The sequence below is a fragment of the Janibacter sp. FSL W8-0316 genome (assembly GCF_038004165.1).
Taxonomy (GTDB): domain Bacteria; phylum Actinomycetota; class Actinomycetes; order Actinomycetales; family Dermatophilaceae; genus Janibacter; species Janibacter indicus.
In genome coordinates, this window is sequence record NZ_JBBOQX010000001.1 from 234,990 (window position 1) to 250,943 (window position 15,954).

Here is a 15,954-nt window from a genome sequence, read left to right on the forward strand (position 1 = left end):
CAGGAGGTCGTGCCCGTGACGGTGGCCATACTGTTCTCCTCGCCCCCGTCCACGACCGAGCCACCGGAAGGACCCTCCGTGCTCCTGCGTCGTCAGGTACCCCTCGTCGACATCGTCGACGAGACCTACGTCCGCGCCGCGCCGCACGTGGTGCGGGCCGAGCTCGATGCCCCCGGGGTGCTCGACGGGCTGTGGCCGGGGCTGCACCGGGAGGTCGTGCAGGACCGCGGGGCGAAGGGGGTGCGCTGGCGCGTGCAGGGCGACGTCGTCGGGCGGATGGAGATCTGGCTGGAGGCCGGGCACGGCGGCACGATCGTCCACCACTTCGTCCACGGTGAGCACGGTCGCGGCGCCGCGCGGTGGTCTCGGGAGCACCGGCGCCGGTGGAAGAGCGGGCTCAACCACATCAAGGACCGGCTCGAGGGTCGCACGCGATAGTCTCGCCCGCATGGCCGACAGCACCCGCTCCAGCACCGTCGTCGACGCCTCGCCCGGCGAGGTCCTCGACATCATCGCCGACCTCGAGGCCTACCCGGAGTGGGCCAAGGAGATCCGACAGGTCGAGATCCTCACCGAGGACGGCGACGGCTGGCCCGACACCGCCTCCTTCAGCCTCGACGCCGGCCCGATCCAGGACACCTACACCCTCGACTACACGTGGGACGTCGCCGAGGACGGTCAGGGTGTCGCCTCGTGGACCCTCGTCGAGGCGACGATGCTCAAGGCGATGGACGGCTCCTACACGCTGAGCGCCACGGCCGACGGCGGTACCGAGGTCATCTACGAGTTGACCGTCGACCTCAAGGTGCCGATGCTCGGCATGCTCAAGCGCAAGGCCGAGAAGGTCATCGTCGACACCGCGCTGCGTGACCTCAAGAAGCGCGCCGAGGCCTGAGAGGACCGTGCGCGCCCACCTCGTCGTCGGTGGCGGTGACCACGGACCCGACGTCGCCTCCCGGGTGCTCGCCGCACTGACCCCGCACCACGCGGTCGTGCGACCCGCGCCCCAGCACGGCGCGCCCGACCCGGTCGTCGTGGCGGTCGAGGACCTCCTCGACCGGTTGCTCACGGCACTGGACCTCCCTTCGCCCGTCGTCGCCGACCTCATCGCGCGGATCCTGCCGGCCGAGCTGCCGGCGCTGCTGCGGCTGGCCCGCCAGCTCGAGCGGGCCGCGGCCGACGGCCACGAGATCGTCGTCGAGGTCGACGTCGAGGTCGCCCGACTGCTCGACGCACCCCAGCGGGGGGCTCGAGCGATGAGCGCCTTCGTCCCCGTCATCGCGCGCTGGGAGGTGCTCGTGGCCCCCGACGGCATCGGCACGCTCCCACAGCCCGACGCCCCCGTGCTCGCGGCGCTGCGCGAGGGAGCCGCCCTGCTCGACGCTCTCGACACGGCGCTCGCCGACCCGGCGCAGACCGCCCTGCACCTCGCCGCACCCGCCGGCCCCGTCGGCGCGGCCCGGCGAGCCGACGCCGAGGTCTTCCTCGCGCTGATGGGACGTCGGCTCACCGCCGTCCACCCACCCGGGGGTGCGGGCGTCGAGCACCTGCCCGACCCGGCCCCCGACCACGGGCCGCGCGTCGAGCCGCTCGACGACGGCAGCGGCGCCTGGCACCTGATGATCGACCTGCCGGGCGTGCGGGCGGCCGACCTCGACCTCGTCCGGCACGACGACGAGCTCGTCCTCGGGTGCGCCGGGCGCAGCCGCCGGGTGCTGCTGCCGTCGGTCCTGCGGCGTTGCGAGATCGAGCGTGCGGGGGTGGCCGGCGGGGTCCTCACCGTGACGATGACCCCCGACGAGGCGGTGTGGCCCCGTGGCTGACCAGGAGCAGACACCGGACGCCGAGGACGTCGTCGTGCAGCTGCTGCAGGTGCTCTCCGAGGTCGACGTCGAGGGCCTCGGCGAGGACCTGCGCCGGCTCGACGACGCGACGACGCGGCGGGCGATGACCGGTGCCAGCCTGCTCGCCGAGGCGCTCACCCGGGCGGCCTTCGGCTCGGCGGCCGTGAGCGGAGCGCTCGGGGTCGAGCTCGACGAGGCGCCCCCGCACGTCCCCCTGCGCTCCCGCGGGGAGCGGGTCGAGGTCCACGACGACGAGGCCGGTGCGGCCGACGAAGGAGTGAGCGGGGCATGAGCACGACGGCCATCGGCATCGACATCGGCGGGACCAAGATCGCCGGGGCGCTCGTCGACGAGCGCGGGCGGATCACCCAGCGGCAGCAGGTCGCCACCCCCGCGGACGACACCGCGGCGATCATCGAGGCGACCGCCGGGCTCGTGCGGTCCCTCGAGCAGGAGGCCCCCGACGAGGTCGTCGGGGTCGGCATGGCCTGTGCCGCCTTCGTCGACTCCCGGCGCGGTCACGTGTGGTTCGCCCCCAACCTGCCCTGGCGCGACCTCGACCTGGCCGACGAGGTCGGCGCGCTCGTCGGGCGTGACGTCGTCGTCGACAACGACGCCAACGCCGCCGCCTGGGGCGAGTACCGCCACGGCGCCGGCCGCGACTGCGACGACATGGTGCTCGTCACCGTCGGCACCGGGGTCGGCGGCGGCTGCATCGTCGACGACCGGCTCCTGCAGGGGGCCTTCGGCATCGGTGGCGAGATCGGCCACGTCGCCCTCGACCCCAGCGGCCCGCGGTGCGGCTGCGGCAACTCCGGCTGCCTCGAGGTCTTCGCCTCCGGCACCGCCCTGGTGCGCTCCGCGCGCGAGCTGGTGACCTCCCCTTCGCCCATCGGGGCCGCGCTGCGCGAGCGGTGCGGCGGCGACCCCGAGGCCCTCACCGGTCAGGACGTCACCGAGCTGGCACAGCAGGGCGACGGGGCGAGCATCGAGCTGCTCGAGGACCTCGGTGCCCGGCTCGGGCAGGGCCTGGCCTCGATCTGCGCGGTCCTCGACCCACGTCTGGTCGTCGTCGGCGGCGGCGTCGCTGACGCGGGGGACCTGCTCATCGATCCGGCGCGCGCGTCCTTCGCGCGACACCTCATCGGACGGGGCCACCGCCCCGCGCCGCAGATCGTTCCGGCGACCCTCGGCAACGACGCCGGCATCGTCGGGGCCGCGACCCTGGCCCGGGAGGCCCACGCATGACCACGAGCATCGGCATCGACATCGGCGGCACCAAGGTGTCCGGCGGTGTCCTCGACGCGGACGGGCGCATCCTCGTGCGCACCCGACGCGACACCCCCGACCGGTCCAACGCGCCGCGCGTCGTCGAGGACACCATCGTCGAGGTCATCGAGGAGCTGCGCCGCCTCGCCGACGAGGCCGAGGTCGAGGCGCCGAGCACCGTGGGGGTCGGGGCCGCCGGCTTCGTCGCCGCCGATCGCTCGACGGTCGTCTTCGCGCCCCACCTGTCGTGGCGCAACGAACCGCTGCGCGAGGCCCTCGGCCAGCGCCTGGACCTGCCGATCTCCATCGACAACGACGCCAACGCCGCCCTGTGGGCCGAGCACCGCTTCGGGGCCGCCCGCGGGGCGACGCACGCCGTGATGATCACCCTCGGCACCGGCATCGGCGGCGCCATCATCGTCGGGGGCCACCTGGTGCGCGGTCGCTACGGCATCGCCGGCGAGTTCGGCCACATGCAGGTCGTGCCGGGTGGACAGCGCTGCGAGTGCGGCAACCGTGGCTGTTGGGAGCAGTACTCCTCTGGCAATGCCCTGGTGCGCGAGGCCCGGGGCCTGGCGATGGCCAACTCCCCGATGGCCACCGACCTGCTCGCCCACGTGGGGGGCGACCCGGCCTCACTCACCGGACCGATGATCACCGAGGCGGCCAAGGCCGGCGACGCCACGGCGGTGGAGCTGCTCGCCGAGATCGGGCACTGGCTCGGGGTCGGCATCGCCAACCTCGCCGCGGCGCTGGACCCGGAGATCTTCGTCATCGGTGGTGGCGTGAGTGCCGCCGGCGACCTGCTGCTCGACCCGGCCCGCGACACCTTCGCGCGCCAGCTGACCGGCCGCGGCTACCGCCCGGCGGCGAGCATCGTCGCGGCGCGGTTCGGTCCGGACGCGGGGCTCATCGGGGCGGCGGCACTGGGGGCCGAGGAGCAGGTGTGACCCTGCGCGTCGCCTCCTACAACGTGCGTGCGCTGCAGGACGACGTCGCGGCGCTCGCCCGCACGGTCCGGGCCATCGACCCCGACGTGCTGTGCCTGCAGGAGGTGCCGTGGATCGGGCCGGTCGACCACCGGATCGCGGACTTCGCCCGCCGCTGCGGGCTCGTGTGGTCCGGGCGCGACCAGCGCGCCGGGCAGACGAGCGTGCTGACCCACCTGCGCACCAATGTCGTCTCCGTGACCCACCACCGACTGCCGTACCGGACCCGGCGCGACCGGCGCGGCTTCGCGGTGACGCGGGTGGCTCCCTTCGGCCGCACGGCGGTGTCCGTCGCCAGCGTCCACCTCGGGCTCGACGGCGACGAGCGCCTCGAGCACGCCCGCGAGATCATGGCGCACCTCGCCGCGCAGCCCGGTCCGGCGCTGCTCGCCGGTGACCTCAACGAGCAGGACGACGGGGCCGCCTGGCAGCTCTTCGGCGGGGCGATGCGGCCGGTGAGCCCGCTCGAGCCGACCTTCCCCTCCGGGCGGCCCGAGCACGTGCTCGACGTCGTCTTCGCCACGCCCGACGTGCGGGTGCTGCCGCACCGCGACGTGCCGTGGGTGGCGGAGGACCTCACGGCCGGCACCGACCACCGACCGGTGTGGGTTGATGTCGAGACCGCGCCGCTGACCGGGCCGCTGACCGGGCCGCCGGTCACGGTCAGCGGCTGAAGGACGAGCCGGCGAGCAGGGGGCGCGGCGGGTGCGTCAGACCCGGGCACCATTGGTCGGGTCGTCGTCGCGGTTGCTCGGCTGGCGCAGGACCAGGCAGGCGAAGCCGCCCACGATGAGCCCGATCGCGACGGCGGTGAGCCATCCTCCGGAGTCGGGGCGGGTGGCGACCAGCCAGACGAGGAGGAACGGCCCCAGGACGAGGCCGAGCAGCGCCCCCCAGAAGAGGCGGTCGGTGCGTGGCGGCAGAGGGGCCGGGGGAGGCGGGGTGAAGCCCTCACCGTCGTCGGCCTGCCTCGGGTCGTCGTCGGAGGACAGCAGGGCGTCGGCGACGGAGTGGTTCGGGTCGACCCGCCACGGGACGGCCGGCTCGTCGGCGGCAGGGGAGCGGGGCTCGTCGGTGTCGGGCCGTGGGTCGCGGGGGCGCAGTGCGCCGCGGACGTCGCCGGTGCTCTGCCGGCGTGCTGCCGGGGTGGGGTCGACCGGGGGCTCCGGGCGCTCATGGTCGGGCAGGTCCTCGGCAGGCAACTCGTCGTCCCAGCGGGCGACGATCGAGGCGAAGGCCGCGTCGACGTCCTCCTCGTCGGGGTGCTGACGCTCGACCATCTCGTGCTCCGTCGCCGTGTCTCGGGGTGCTCGCTCGTGGACAGTCTCGCACGCGCCATCCACCCGCTCCTTACCGTAGAGTTCGCAGCGATCTGGAGGTGATGCGGCAGTGCTGTACTGGATGCTCAAGAGGGTCTTCATCGGGCCCGTGCTCAGGGTGCTCTTCCGGCCGTGGGTCGAGGGGATCGAGCACATCCCCAAGGAGGGGCCGGCGATCCTGGCCAGCAACCACCTGTCCTTCTCGGACTCGATCTTCCTGCCGCTCGTCGTCGACCGCCGAGTCACCTTCCTCGCCAAGAGCGACTACTTCACCGGCCCCGGCATCAAGGGCTGGCTCACCGCGGCCTTCTTCCGCGGCGTCGGGCAGCTGCCGATCGACCGCAGCGGCGGCAAGGCGAGCGAGGCGGCACTCAACGCCGGCCTGCGCGTGCTCGACGCCGGCGACCTGCTCGGTCTCTACCCCGAGGGCACCCGCTCGCCCGACTCGCGCCTCTACCGCGGCCGCACCGGCGTCGCCCGCATGGCCCTGACGGCCGGCGTCCCGGTGATCCCCGTGGCGATGATCGACACCGACAAGGCGCAGCCGACCGGCCAGGTCATCCCCAACATCCGGCGCATCGGCGTCAAGATCGGTGCACCGCTCGACTTCTCCCGCTACGAGGGCATGGAGGGCGACCGCTTCGTCCTGCGCTCCATCACCGACGAGATCATGTACGAGCTGATGCAGCTGTCCGACCAGGAGTACGTCGACATGTACGCGACGTCGATGAAGGAAAAGCTGCTCACCAAGGCTCGTCGTCGCGCACGCGAGCTGCAGGAGGCCGCCCGGCCCGGGCGGGCCGTGCCCGAGCTCGAGGACGCCCTCGAGCGCGCCGACGGCAACGACCCCTGGTCCGCCGACAGCAAGGACGGTCTGTAGGCCGTGGTCATCGACCCCGGGTCGAGCGCGCTGCGGCGGCACTACAACCCGTCGCCGCTCATCGACAGCGCCGGGGGCCGGGGACTGGCGCTCTACCGCTTCGTCGCGCTCGTCTACGCCGGCATCCTCGTGGGCGTCCACCGCGAGCACGTCATCCTGTGGTGGCCGATCGTCGTCTTCTTCGTCGTCGCGCTCGCGTGGTCGGTCGCCGCGCCGCTGCTGCCGCGACCGACGTGGGTGGCCATCGCCGTCGAGCTGGCCATCGCCTGCATCGGCATCTTCCTCACCAGCGAGGTCTACGACCCCGTCGAGGTGAGCGCCGGCATCTCCACGGTCCCGGGGGTGTGGAGCGCCGCCTCGGTGATGGCCGGCGCCCTGCTCAGCGGGATCCGTGGCGGCGTCCTGGCGGCCACCGTCATCGCCACCGCCAACCTCATCCAGGCCGAGCACCCCGGCCAGCTGACCTGGCACAACATCTTCCTGCTCTACATCCTCGGGATCCTCGTCGGCCTGGCCGTGCAGCTGGCCCGCGAGAGCCAGAAGCGTCTCGAGCAGGCTCTCGCGGCCAGTGAGCGGCTGGCCGAGCGGGAGCGCATCGGGCGCGAGGTCCACGACGGCGTGCTGCAGGCGCTGGCGATGATCAACCGCCGCGGTCGTCAGCTCGGGGGCGAAGGGGAGGCCCTGGCCGACCTTGCCGCGGACCAGGAACGTTCGCTGCGCACGCTCATCACCCGCTTCGAGCCGGCGGCGGCCGTCGACACCCCCTCGGCGGCCACGTCCTCCGACCCGGGCCCGCAGGTGCGCGACCTCGCCGCGGGGCTGGCCTCCCTTCGCTCGGCGCGGGTCGACGTCGTGCTGCCCGCCGGGCCGGTCACCGTGCCGGCCGCGACCGCCCGTGAGGTCGAGGCCGCCGTCGCCGCGGCACTCGACAACGTCGAGCGGCACGCGGGCGCGGGAGCCAAGGCCTGGGTGCTGCTCGACGCCGACGAGACCGGCCTCGAGGTCGTCGTTCGCGACAACGGCGTGGGGATGGCCCCCGACCGACTCGTCGAGGCGGCCGCGCAGGGGCGGCTCGGGGCGAGCAGCTCGATCCGCGGCCGCATGCTCGACCTCGGCGGCGACGCGAGCTGGCGCTCGCCGGGCACCGGCGGCACGACCGTCACGCTCACCGTGCCGACGGGCGACATGGCAGGCTCGGCCCCATGAGCGAGTCCACCGCGCCCCTGAAGGTCCTCGTCGCCGACGACCACCCGCTGTGGCGGGACGCCCTCGTGCGCGATCTCGAGGACGCCGGCTTCGAGGTCGTCGGCACCGCGGCCGACGGCCCGTCGACCGTCCGGCGCACCCGGGCGACCACCCCCGACGTGCTCGTGCTCGACCTCAACCTGCCGCAGCTGCGCGGCGACGAGGTGTGCACGGCGATCAACGACCTGACGACCAAGGTGCTCATCCTCTCCGCGAGCGGCGAGGAGCACGACGTCCTCGCCGCGGTCAAGGCCGGCGCCAGCGGCTACCTCGTCAAGTCCGCCTCGCCGCAGGAGATCCGCGACGCCGTGACGGCCACCGGGGCGGGAGAGGCCGTCTTCACCCCGGGGCTCGCCGGCCTGGTGCTCGGCGAGTTCCGCGAGATGAGCAGCCGGGCCCGCACCGCACCTGCCGTGGCCGAGGAGGAGTCGGCCTCGCCGGTGCCCGAGCTCACCGAGCGCGAGACCGAGATCCTGCGCTACGTCGCCATGGGCATGACGGCCAAGGAGATCGCCGCCGACCTCGTCATCTCCCACCGCACCGTGCAAAACCACGTGCAGAACATCCTCGGCAAGCTCCACCTGCACAACCGCGTCGAGCTGACCCGCTTCGCCATCAGCCGCGGCCTCGACCAGCCGGAGTGACCTCCCTTCGTCCTGTGGCTGGACGGGTGCCGGGGCGAAGGGGGTCGCGGCCTATCCTTGACGGGTGACCACTGCAGTCCCCGCGCCCATGACCGCCGCAACCATCGACAGCGACCTGCCGGCCGCCCAGCAGCCGAGCTGGCCCGACCGCGCCGCCCTCGACGAGACCGTGGCGAGCCTGGCGACCTATCCGCCGCTCGTCTTCGCCGGCGAGTGCGACGACCTGCGCGACCGGATGGCCGCGGCGTCGGTCGGCGAGGCCTTCGTCCTGCAGGGCGGTGACTGCGCCGAGACCTTCGTCCACGCCACCGCCGACAACATCCGCGACCGGATCAAGACCGTGCTCCAGATGGCCGCCGTCCTCACCTACGGCGCCGGCATGCCGGTCGTCAAGATGGGCCGCATGGCGGGGCAGTTCGCCAAGCCGCGGAGCAAGGACACCGAGACCCGTGACGGCGTGACCCTGCCCGCCTACCGCGGCGACATGGTCAACGACTTCGCCTTCACCCCCGAGTCGCGCGAGCCGGACCCGCAGCGCCTGCTGCGCGGCTACCACACGAGCGCCGCGACGCTGAACCTCGTGCGCGCCTTCACCCAGGGCGGCTTCGCCGACCTGCGGCGCGTCCACGACTGGAACGTCGGCTTCGTCTCCAACGCCGCCAACCGGCGCTACGAGGGCCTGGCCCGCGAGATCGACAAGGCGATGCGCTTCATGGCCGCCTGCGGTGTCGACTTCGAGGCCATGCGGGCCACCGAGTTCTGGTCCGCCCACGAGGCGCTGCTGCTCGACTACGAGCGGCCGATGACGCGCGTCGACTCGCGCACCGGCAACCTCTACGACACCTCGGGGCACTTCCTGTGGATCGGCGAGCGCACCCGGCAGATCGACCACGCGCACCTCGACTTCGTCAGCCGGATCCGCAACCCCATCGGCATGAAGGTCTCCGACAAGGCCGACCCCGACGAGCTGCTGCGGATCATCGACCTGCTCGACCCGCAGCGTGAGCCCGGCCGCCTGACCTTCATCACCCGCATGGGGGCCGGCCGGATCCGCGAGGCCATGCCGGCCATCGTCGAAAAGGTCCGTGACTCCGGGGCGATGGTCACCTGGATCTGCGACCCGATGCACGGCAACACCTTCGAGTCCGCGTCCGGCTTCAAGACGCGCGACTTCGAGGACGTCGTCGACGAGGTCCGTGGCTTCTTCGAGGTGCACCGCTCTCTGGGCACCGTCCCGGGCGGCCTGCACGTCGAGCTCACCGGCAACGACGTCACCGAGTGCCTCGGCGGCGCCGAGCGCATCCTCGACGAGGACCTCAACAAGCGCTACGAGAGCGTCTGCGACCCACGCCTGAACCACCAGCAGAGCCTGGAGCTGGCCTTCCTCACCGCGGAGATGCTCAGCGAGGGCTGAGTCGAGTCCCACCCGCCCCACGATTTCCGGGTCACCCGAGAAACCCTCGCTTCGCAAGAGTTTGAAACTCTTGCGAAGCGAGGGTTTCTCTTGTCGAGCAGGTCTCGTTGCGGGGCAGGGGGATTCGCACGTCCCGGATGGCGAGATTCGTAACTCCTGTCGTTGCAGTAGGAGATGCATCCGCGTAGGTTCTTCATCAGGTCACGAGATCCAGCGTCAAGCCCCGGCTTGCTGGGCGGCAACCCTCCACTCGCGGTGGGGTGCTCCGGGTGAGGACCTGGCTCCGGTCGTCGCGGCCGGAGCAAGCGCGAGGCACTCACCGGCCTCATGACAGGACGGACACCCATGAGCACCACCGTCACGACCGCACCGCGGTCGCTGCGTCCGGCGCTGCGGCGCCACGTCGACCTGCTGCGGGTCAACAGCGCCCTCTGTCGCTGACCTGAATCTGCATTGCCCTACGGCAATGCGATGCCCGGCCGACCTGAACCTGCATTGCCCTACGGCAATGCAGACCCCCGGCGACCCAGCACTCCCACCACCGGCGACGAGCCTCCCTTCGTCGACCGTCGATCCGTCGTACCCACCTGCCCACCGAAAGGCACCCGATGGCCGTCATCGCCACGATCTCCAGCTCTCCCTCGACCACCTCCCGCACCGACGCCGTGCTCGGCCACCTGGCCCAGCGGGTCCAGCGCGCCGGCCACGTCGTGCACCCGATCGTCCTGCGGGACCTGCCCGCGGAGCCGCTGCTGCGGGCCGATGCCGAGCACGACGACATCGCCCGGGCCGCCTGCGCCCTCGAGCGGGCCGACGCCGTGATCGTGTCGACGCCGGTCTACAAGGCGGCCTACAGCGGCCTGCTCAAGGCCTTCCTCGACCTGCTGCCGCAGACCGGGCTGAAGGACAAGGTGGTCCTGCCGATCGCCACCGGCGGCAGCCCGGCCCATGTCCTGGCCGTCGACTACGCCCTGCGCCCCGTGCTCGCGAGCTTGGCGCCGAGCGCGATCACACCGGGCTGGTTCGTCCTCGCCTCCGAGGTCACCCGGCTCGACGGGGGCGAGGTGAGCATCGCCGACTCCGCGGCCGGGCCGCTCGCCGAGGTCACCCGCGTCTTCCTCGACGCGGTCGCCGGCCGCTCGCTCGTCGCCGCGGCCGACGCCGCCCACCGTGGCGAGCTGCTGGCCCGATCGGTGGCGGTGGCCTGATGAGCACCTCCACCTCACGCCGTACCGTCCTGCTCGGCCTCGCCGGGATCGCGACGACCTCCGCCCTCGCCGGGTGCGCCCTGCCGAGCAGCGACGCCGCCGCCGAGGACGAAGGGGGACCCGTCACCTTCCGATACCAGGGCAGCGCCAACAACGTCACCTTCCCCGAGCTGGCCGAGGACCTTGGGTACTTCGACACCATCTCCCTCGAGTACGTCGGGGCGACGGTGAGCGGGCCGCAGGACATCCAGTCCGTCGCGACCGGTCAGACGGACGTCGGCGGCGCCTTCTCTGGGGCGATCGTCAAGCTCGTCGAGGCCGGCTCGCCGATCACCGCCGTCATCAACTACTACGGCTCGGACCGCCAGTCCTACCAGGGGCTCTACGTCCGCAAGGACAGCGAGATCACCGAGGCCAAGGACCTCGTCGGCAAGAAGATCGCGGTCAACACCCTGGGGGCCCACGCCGAGGCCTACGTCGAGACCTGGCTGACGTCGGCGGGCCTCACCCGCAAGGAGATCGACCAGGTCCAGCTCGTCGTCCTGCCGCCCAACGACACCGAGGAGGCGATCCGCCGCAAGCAGGTCGACGTCGGCGCGCTCGGCGGGATCCTCCAGGACCGGGCGCTCGCCCAGCCCGACATCCGCGAGCTCGTGCGCGACACCGAGGTCCTCGGGCACCAGCTCAACGGCGGCCAGTACGTGCTCCGCGACGACTTCATCGCGCAGCACCCCGAGGCGGTCCGCGAGTTCACCACCGGTGTCGCCAAGGCCATCGAGTGGGCCCGCACGAGCCCCCGCACCACGGTGCACGCGCGCTTCGCGCGGATCATCGAGGGCCGCGACCGCAACGAGACGACCGACAACGTCAAGTACTGGAAGAGCACCGGCGTCCCGGCGAAGGGGGGAGTCGTCACCGACGAGGACTTCACCCAGTGGGCCGACTGGCTGCAGAGCACCGGGATCGTCGATCGCGACGAGCTCGACCCCGCCTCGATCTACACCAACGAGTACAACGACCTGGCCGAGGAGGGGACGACGTGACCTCGAGCATCGAGCTGCGCCACGTCACCCAGGAGTTCGTCGTCCGCCCGACGAAGGACCAGCCCCGCGCGAGCGTGCTGCGGGCCCTGGAGGACATCAGCCTCACCGTCCCGGCGGGGGAGTTCCTCACTCTCGTCGGCCCGAGCGGGTCGGGCAAGACGACCCTGCTCGACCTGCTCGGCGGGCTGAGCACACCCACCAGCGGTGAGGTCCTCGTCGACGGCGAGGTCGTCACCGGGCCCGGCCTGGACCGGGGTGTCGTCTTCCAGCAGTACGCCCTCTTCCCGTGGCGCACGGCCCTGGCCAATGTCGCCTTCGGGCTCGAGCAGCTGCCGCTCAGCCGGCGCGAGCGCACCGAGCGCGCTCGGGAGTACCTCGCGCTCGTCGGCCTGTCCGGCTTCGAGGAGCGGCTCCCGCACGAGCTGTCGGGCGGGATGAAGCAGCGGGTGGCGATCGCGCGCAGCCTCGCCTACGAGCCGGGCATCCTCCTCATGGACGAGCCCTTCGCTGCGCTCGACGCCCAGACCCGGGAGCAGCTGCAGGACGAACTGCTGCGCATCTGGCGCACGACCGGCACGACCGCCGTCTTCATCACCCACGGCATCGAGGAGGCGGTCTACCTCGGCCAGCGCGTCGCGATCCTCTCCTCACGCCCCGGGCGCCTGAAGCAGGTCGTCGACATCGACCTCGGCGAGCGCGCGGGCGCTCGCGACCTGCGGTCCGACCCGGACTTCGTCGGCTACCGGCACCAGATCTGGAGCCTCCTGCACGACGAGGTCGAGCGCGCCCAGCGCGCCGGCCACCACAAGATCCAGCCCGACGGCACCGAGAGGGCGGCCTGATGAGCACCGCGACCCTGACCCAGCCCACCACGACAGGCGCAGAGGGACCCCCTTCGTCCGGAGTGGTCGTCCCCCCGCTGCCCACGCGGGCCCAGCGCACCACGCGGGCCCTGCGCACCGGCGTGCGCCGCTCGGCAGCGGTGGTGCTCTTCCTGCTGCTGTGGGAGTTCGGCACCCAGTACCTGCTCGAGCCCTCGCGCAAGGTCTTCCTCCCACCGCTGCACGTCGTCCTCGAGGCCCTGTGGGACCTCGGGCGCACGGGGCAGCTGCAGGAGCACCTGCAGGCGAGCCTCACCCGGTCGGTCATCGGCTTCGGCCTGGCCGTCGTCGCCGGCGTCGTCCTGGGCGTCGCCGTCGCCTGGTACGAGGGGCTGCGCGAGTTCCTCACCCCACTGCTCGAGCTCTTCCGCAACACCGCGGCCCTGGCGCTGCTGCCGGTCTTCACCCTCCTCCTCGGCATCGGTGAGCTGAGCAAGGTCTCGATCGTCGCCTTCGCGGCCTTCTTCCCGGTGCTGCTCAACACCGTGGCGGGGGTGCGCACGGTGGACCCGCTCCTCGTGCGGGCCGCTCGCACTCTCGGCCTGAGCTACCTGCAGCTCTTCGCCAGGGTCGTGCTGCCCTCGGCGGTCCCGACGATCTTCACCGGTGTCCGCATGGCCGGAACCGCCTCGATCCTCGTGCTCATCGCCGTCGAGATGGTCGGCGCCAAGGCCGGGCTGGGCTATCTCATCGTCAACGCGCAGAGCAGCTTCCAGATCCCGCAGATGTACGCGGGGATCCTCACGGTCTCGGTCTTCGGCCTCGTGGTCAACACCGTGCTGGTGCGGCTCGAGAGGCACTTCTCGAAGTGGCGCACCACGCCGACCGGCACCTGAACCCCCTTCGCCCACAAAGGAATCCACGACATGGCACCTCAACGACAGCTCCACCTCAATGCCTTCGTCATGCCCAACGGGCACCACGAAGCGGCCTGGCGCCACCACTCCACCGACCCCGTGCGGGCGCTGACCCTGCAGCACTACGTCGACATCGCCCGTACCGCGGAGCGCGGCCGGCTCGACTCGGTCTTCCTCGCTGATGTGGTCGGGCTCGGGGACAACGTGCGGCACAACTCGCACTCGGGCTTCGAGCCGCTGACCCTGCTGTCGGCGCTCGCCGCGAGCACCGAGCACATCGGGCTCATCGCGACCGCGTCGACGACCTACAACCACCCCTACACGCTCGCTCGGGCCTTCGCCTCGCTCGACCACCTGAGCGGTGGCCGCGCCGGGTGGAACATCGTCACCTCGAGCTCGGCGATCGAGGCGGGCAACTTCGGCATCGAGCGACCCGACCACGCCCGTCGCTACGAGCGGGCCGAGGAGTTCCTCCAGGTCGTCGCCGCGCTGTGGGACAGCTTCGGCGACGACGCGATCGTCGCCGACACGACGAGCGGCGTCTACGCCGACACCGACCGCATCGCGCCGATCGACCACCACGGCGAGTTCTTCGACGTGGCGGGCCCGCTCAACGTGCCGCGGCCGGTCCAGGGCTATCCGCTGCTCGTCCAGGCCGGCTCGTCCGAGGCGGGCAAGGCCTACGCCGCGCGGTACGCCGAGGCGGTCTTCACCGCCCAGCAGACCCTCCAGGACGGCATCGACTTCTCCGACGACCTCACGCGGCGCCTGCCCCGTCACGGACGCTCCCGCGACGAGCTGCTCGTCCTGCCCGGCATCAGCCCGATCATCGGGTCGACGCAGGAGGAGGCGCAGCGGCTCGAGGCGGAGATCAATGCCGGCATCGTCCCGGCCTACGGTCTGGCGCAGCTGAGCTCGATGCTCGACGTCGAGCTCACCGAGGAGCACCTCGACGGTCCGCTGCCGCACGTCGAGCGCATCACCCAGGGCAACCAGAGCCGCTTCACCCTCGTCACCGAGCTCGCCCGGCGCGAGGAGCTCACGGTCCGCCAGCTCATCGAACGACTCGCGGGCGGGCGGGGGCACAGGGTCCTCGCCGGCACGCCCGAGCAGATCGCCGACGACCTCGAGACGTGGTTCACGAAGGGGGCGGCCGACGGCTTCAACATCATGCCGCCGACCTATCCCCAGGGCCTCGAGGTCTTCGTCGACACCGTCGTGCCGATCCTCCAGGAGCGCGGCCTCTTCCGTCGCGAGTACACCGGCACGACCCTGCGCGAGCACTACGGGCTCGCTCGCCCGGAGGCGGGCCACATCGGCGGCACCTCCAGCACGCGCACGTCCACCACCAGAACGTCCACCACGAAGGAGCACGCAGCATGAGCACCACACCCATCCGTGACATCCGCAAGATCACCGGCCGGATCGGCGCCGAGGTCGTCGGCGTCGACATCACCGCGCCGCTCGACCCGGAGACCCTGGCCTTCGTCCGCGAGGCCCTCGACGAGCACCAGGCGCTCGTCTTCCGGGGTGCGCCGCTCGACGGCGAGGGCCAGCAGCGCTTCGCCGCGCAGCTCGGCGAGCTGACGACGGCCCACCCGACGGTCGCCTCGGTCGAGGGCGCGCCGCGCGTGCTGCCGGTGGCGTCGGAGACCTTCGGGGGGTCCGCGGCCAACCACTGGCACACCGATGTCACCTTCGTCCAAGCGCCCCCGGCCTACACGACCCTGTCGAGCAAGGTGGTGCCCCCGCACGGCGGCGAGACCCTCATCGCCAACACCGCCGCGGCCTACCGCGACCTGCCCGAGCCGCTGCGTCGCCTGGCCGACGGCCTGTGGGCGGTGCACACCAACGACTACGACTACGCGACGCCGCCGGAGGAGCACGACGACGCGGTCAAGGAGCGCCGGGCCGAGTTCACCTCGCAGACCTTCGAGACCGAGCACCCGGTCGTGCGGGTCCACCCGCGCACGGGGGAGCGGGGCCTCTACCTCGGTGGCTTCGTCTCCCGATTCGTCGGGCTGTCGAAGACCGAGAGCCGGGACATCCTGCGCCTGCTCCAGAGCCATGTCACCCGCCCGGAAAATGTCGTCCGGGTCGTCTGGGAGCCCGACCAGCTCGTCATCTTCGACAACCAGATCACCCAGCACTACGCCCCCGACAACTACGACGGGCTTCCCCGCCGCCTCGAGCGGGTCACCGTCGCCGGTGAGGTGCCCGTCGGCATCGACGGTGAGCGCAGCCGCTCGATCATGGGCGACGCCTCGCACTACGCGCCGGCGGTCTGACCCCCTTCGTCCGGCATCAGGTGGTCGTCTGGTGCTGCATCCCCACGGGAGTGCAGCACCGGGCGACCACCTG

The 15,954-nt window shown here is 72.2% G+C and carries 18 protein-coding genes and 1 riboswitch; of the genes, 17 read left to right on the forward strand and 1 reads right to left on the reverse strand.

The window, feature by feature from the left end; translation table 11 throughout:
• The first annotated feature begins 78 nt into the window (after window positions 1–78).
• From NYE39_RS01035 to NYE39_RS01065, 7 genes are read left to right on the forward strand one after another with little or no spacing between them, the layout of a single operon-like run.
• Entirely contained in the window at window positions 79–438 is a 360-nt protein-coding gene (locus tag NYE39_RS01035; RefSeq protein ID WP_084450469.1) for a hypothetical protein, read from the forward strand.
• 10 nt (window positions 439–448) lie between these two features.
• Window positions 449–895, forward strand: a complete 447-nt coding sequence (locus NYE39_RS01040) for an SRPBCC family protein (protein ID WP_341011637.1) — start codon at window positions 449–451, stop codon at window positions 893–895.
• 7 nt (window positions 896–902) lie between these two features.
• Entirely contained in the window at window positions 903–1,823 is a 921-nt protein-coding gene (locus NYE39_RS01045; RefSeq protein WP_341011638.1) for an ArsA family ATPase, read from the forward strand.
• Window positions 1,816–2,136: a hypothetical protein gene (locus tag NYE39_RS01050; protein ID WP_341011639.1), complete on the forward strand. Its 321-nt coding sequence runs from the start codon at window positions 1,816–1,818 to the stop codon at window positions 2,134–2,136. Before NYE39_RS01045 ends, NYE39_RS01050 begins: the two co-directional genes overlap by 8 nt.
• Complete coding sequence (locus NYE39_RS01055) at window positions 2,133–3,092, forward strand: ROK family glucokinase (protein ID WP_341011640.1); 960 nt, start codon at window positions 2,133–2,135, stop codon at window positions 3,090–3,092. Before NYE39_RS01050 ends, NYE39_RS01055 begins: the two co-directional genes overlap by 4 nt.
• Complete coding sequence (locus tag NYE39_RS01060) at window positions 3,089–4,063, forward strand: ROK family glucokinase (RefSeq protein WP_341011641.1); 975 nt, start codon at window positions 3,089–3,091, stop codon at window positions 4,061–4,063. Before NYE39_RS01055 ends, NYE39_RS01060 begins: the two co-directional genes overlap by 4 nt.
• The gene (locus tag NYE39_RS01065; protein WP_341011643.1) at window positions 4,060–4,776 is read left to right on the forward strand and encodes an endonuclease/exonuclease/phosphatase family protein; all 717 of its coding nucleotides are present in this window, start codon (window positions 4,060–4,062) and stop codon (window positions 4,774–4,776) included. The genes NYE39_RS01060 and NYE39_RS01065 overlap by 4 nt, the downstream gene beginning before the upstream one ends.
• Window positions 4,777–4,812: 36 nt before the next feature.
• Here the strand turns inward: NYE39_RS01065 and NYE39_RS01070 are convergent, their stop codons facing one another.
• A complete protein-coding gene (locus tag NYE39_RS01070; RefSeq protein WP_192911931.1) occupies window positions 4,813–5,382 on the reverse strand; it encodes a hypothetical protein in 570 nt (189 codons plus the stop codon).
• 109 nt (window positions 5,383–5,491) lie between these two features.
• Here NYE39_RS01070 and NYE39_RS01075 point away from each other — a divergent pair, with 109 nt between their 5' ends.
• The 10 genes from NYE39_RS01075 (at window position 5,492) to NYE39_RS01120 (ending at window position 15,881) form a co-directional block, all read left to right on the forward strand.
• A complete protein-coding gene (locus tag NYE39_RS01075; protein ID WP_192911932.1) occupies window positions 5,492–6,301 on the forward strand; it encodes a lysophospholipid acyltransferase family protein in 810 nt (269 codons plus the stop codon).
• A gap of 3 nt (window positions 6,302–6,304) precedes the next feature.
• Window positions 6,305–7,507, forward strand: a complete 1,203-nt coding sequence (macS, locus tag NYE39_RS01080) for a MacS family sensor histidine kinase (protein ID WP_192911933.1) — start codon at window positions 6,305–6,307, stop codon at window positions 7,505–7,507.
• Window positions 7,504–8,190, forward strand: a complete 687-nt coding sequence (locus NYE39_RS01085) for a response regulator (protein ID WP_072624421.1) — start codon at window positions 7,504–7,506, stop codon at window positions 8,188–8,190. The genes macS and NYE39_RS01085 overlap by 4 nt, the downstream gene beginning before the upstream one ends.
• A gap of 88 nt (window positions 8,191–8,278) precedes the next feature.
• On the forward strand, window positions 8,279–9,604 hold the full coding sequence (locus NYE39_RS01090; protein WP_072624422.1) for a class II 3-deoxy-7-phosphoheptulonate synthase: 1,326 nt from the start codon (window positions 8,279–8,281) through the stop codon (window positions 9,602–9,604).
• 199 nt (window positions 9,605–9,803) lie between these two features.
• A riboswitch (SAM riboswitch) is annotated at window positions 9,804–9,918 on the forward strand.
• 294 nt (window positions 9,919–10,212) lie between these two features.
• Entirely contained in the window at window positions 10,213–10,812 is a 600-nt protein-coding gene (ssuE, locus tag NYE39_RS01095) for an NADPH-dependent FMN reductase (protein ID WP_341011644.1), read from the forward strand.
• Window positions 10,812–11,855, forward strand: coding sequence for an ABC transporter substrate-binding protein (locus NYE39_RS01100; protein ID WP_341011645.1), 1,044 nt, complete (start codon window positions 10,812–10,814; stop codon window positions 11,853–11,855). Before ssuE ends, NYE39_RS01100 begins: the two co-directional genes overlap by 1 nt.
• Window positions 11,852–12,697: an ABC transporter ATP-binding protein gene (locus tag NYE39_RS01105; RefSeq protein WP_341011646.1), complete on the forward strand. Its 846-nt coding sequence runs from the start codon at window positions 11,852–11,854 to the stop codon at window positions 12,695–12,697. The genes NYE39_RS01100 and NYE39_RS01105 overlap by 4 nt, the downstream gene beginning before the upstream one ends.
• The gene (locus tag NYE39_RS01110) at window positions 12,697–13,572 is read left to right on the forward strand and encodes an ABC transporter permease (protein ID WP_341011647.1); all 876 of its coding nucleotides are present in this window, start codon (window positions 12,697–12,699) and stop codon (window positions 13,570–13,572) included. The genes NYE39_RS01105 and NYE39_RS01110 overlap by 1 nt, the downstream gene beginning before the upstream one ends.
• A gap of 30 nt (window positions 13,573–13,602) precedes the next feature.
• On the forward strand, window positions 13,603–14,976 hold the full coding sequence (locus NYE39_RS01115; RefSeq protein ID WP_341011648.1) for an LLM class flavin-dependent oxidoreductase: 1,374 nt from the start codon (window positions 13,603–13,605) through the stop codon (window positions 14,974–14,976).
• The gene (locus tag NYE39_RS01120; RefSeq protein WP_341011649.1) at window positions 14,973–15,881 is read left to right on the forward strand and encodes a TauD/TfdA dioxygenase family protein; all 909 of its coding nucleotides are present in this window, start codon (window positions 14,973–14,975) and stop codon (window positions 15,879–15,881) included. The genes NYE39_RS01115 and NYE39_RS01120 overlap by 4 nt, the downstream gene beginning before the upstream one ends.
• Window positions 15,882–15,954: the final 73 nt, after the last annotated feature.

Coding starts and splice junctions, on each gene's coding strand:
- NYE39_RS01040 (WP_341011637.1), top strand. CDS start 449: ATGGCCGACAGCACCCGCTCCAGCACCGTCGTCGACGCCTCGCCCGGC.
- NYE39_RS01055 (WP_341011640.1), top strand. CDS start 2,133: ATGAGCACGACGGCCATCGGCATCGACATCGGCGGGACCAAGATCGCC.
- NYE39_RS01060 (WP_341011641.1), top strand. CDS start 3,089: ATGACCACGAGCATCGGCATCGACATCGGCGGCACCAAGGTGTCCGGC.
- NYE39_RS01070 (WP_192911931.1), bottom strand. CDS start 5,382: ATGGTCGAGCGTCAGCACCCCGACGAGGAGGACGTCGACGCGGCCTTC.
- NYE39_RS01085 (WP_072624421.1), top strand. CDS start 7,504: ATGAGCGAGTCCACCGCGCCCCTGAAGGTCCTCGTCGCCGACGACCAC.
- NYE39_RS01090 (WP_072624422.1), top strand. CDS start 8,279: ATGACCGCCGCAACCATCGACAGCGACCTGCCGGCCGCCCAGCAGCCG.
- ssuE (WP_341011644.1), top strand. CDS start 10,213: ATGGCCGTCATCGCCACGATCTCCAGCTCTCCCTCGACCACCTCCCGC.
- NYE39_RS01100 (WP_341011645.1), top strand. CDS start 10,812: ATGAGCACCTCCACCTCACGCCGTACCGTCCTGCTCGGCCTCGCCGGG.
- NYE39_RS01110 (WP_341011647.1), top strand. CDS start 12,697: ATGAGCACCGCGACCCTGACCCAGCCCACCACGACAGGCGCAGAGGGA.
- NYE39_RS01115 (WP_341011648.1), top strand. CDS start 13,603: ATGGCACCTCAACGACAGCTCCACCTCAATGCCTTCGTCATGCCCAAC.
- NYE39_RS01120 (WP_341011649.1), top strand. CDS start 14,973: ATGAGCACCACACCCATCCGTGACATCCGCAAGATCACCGGCCGGATC.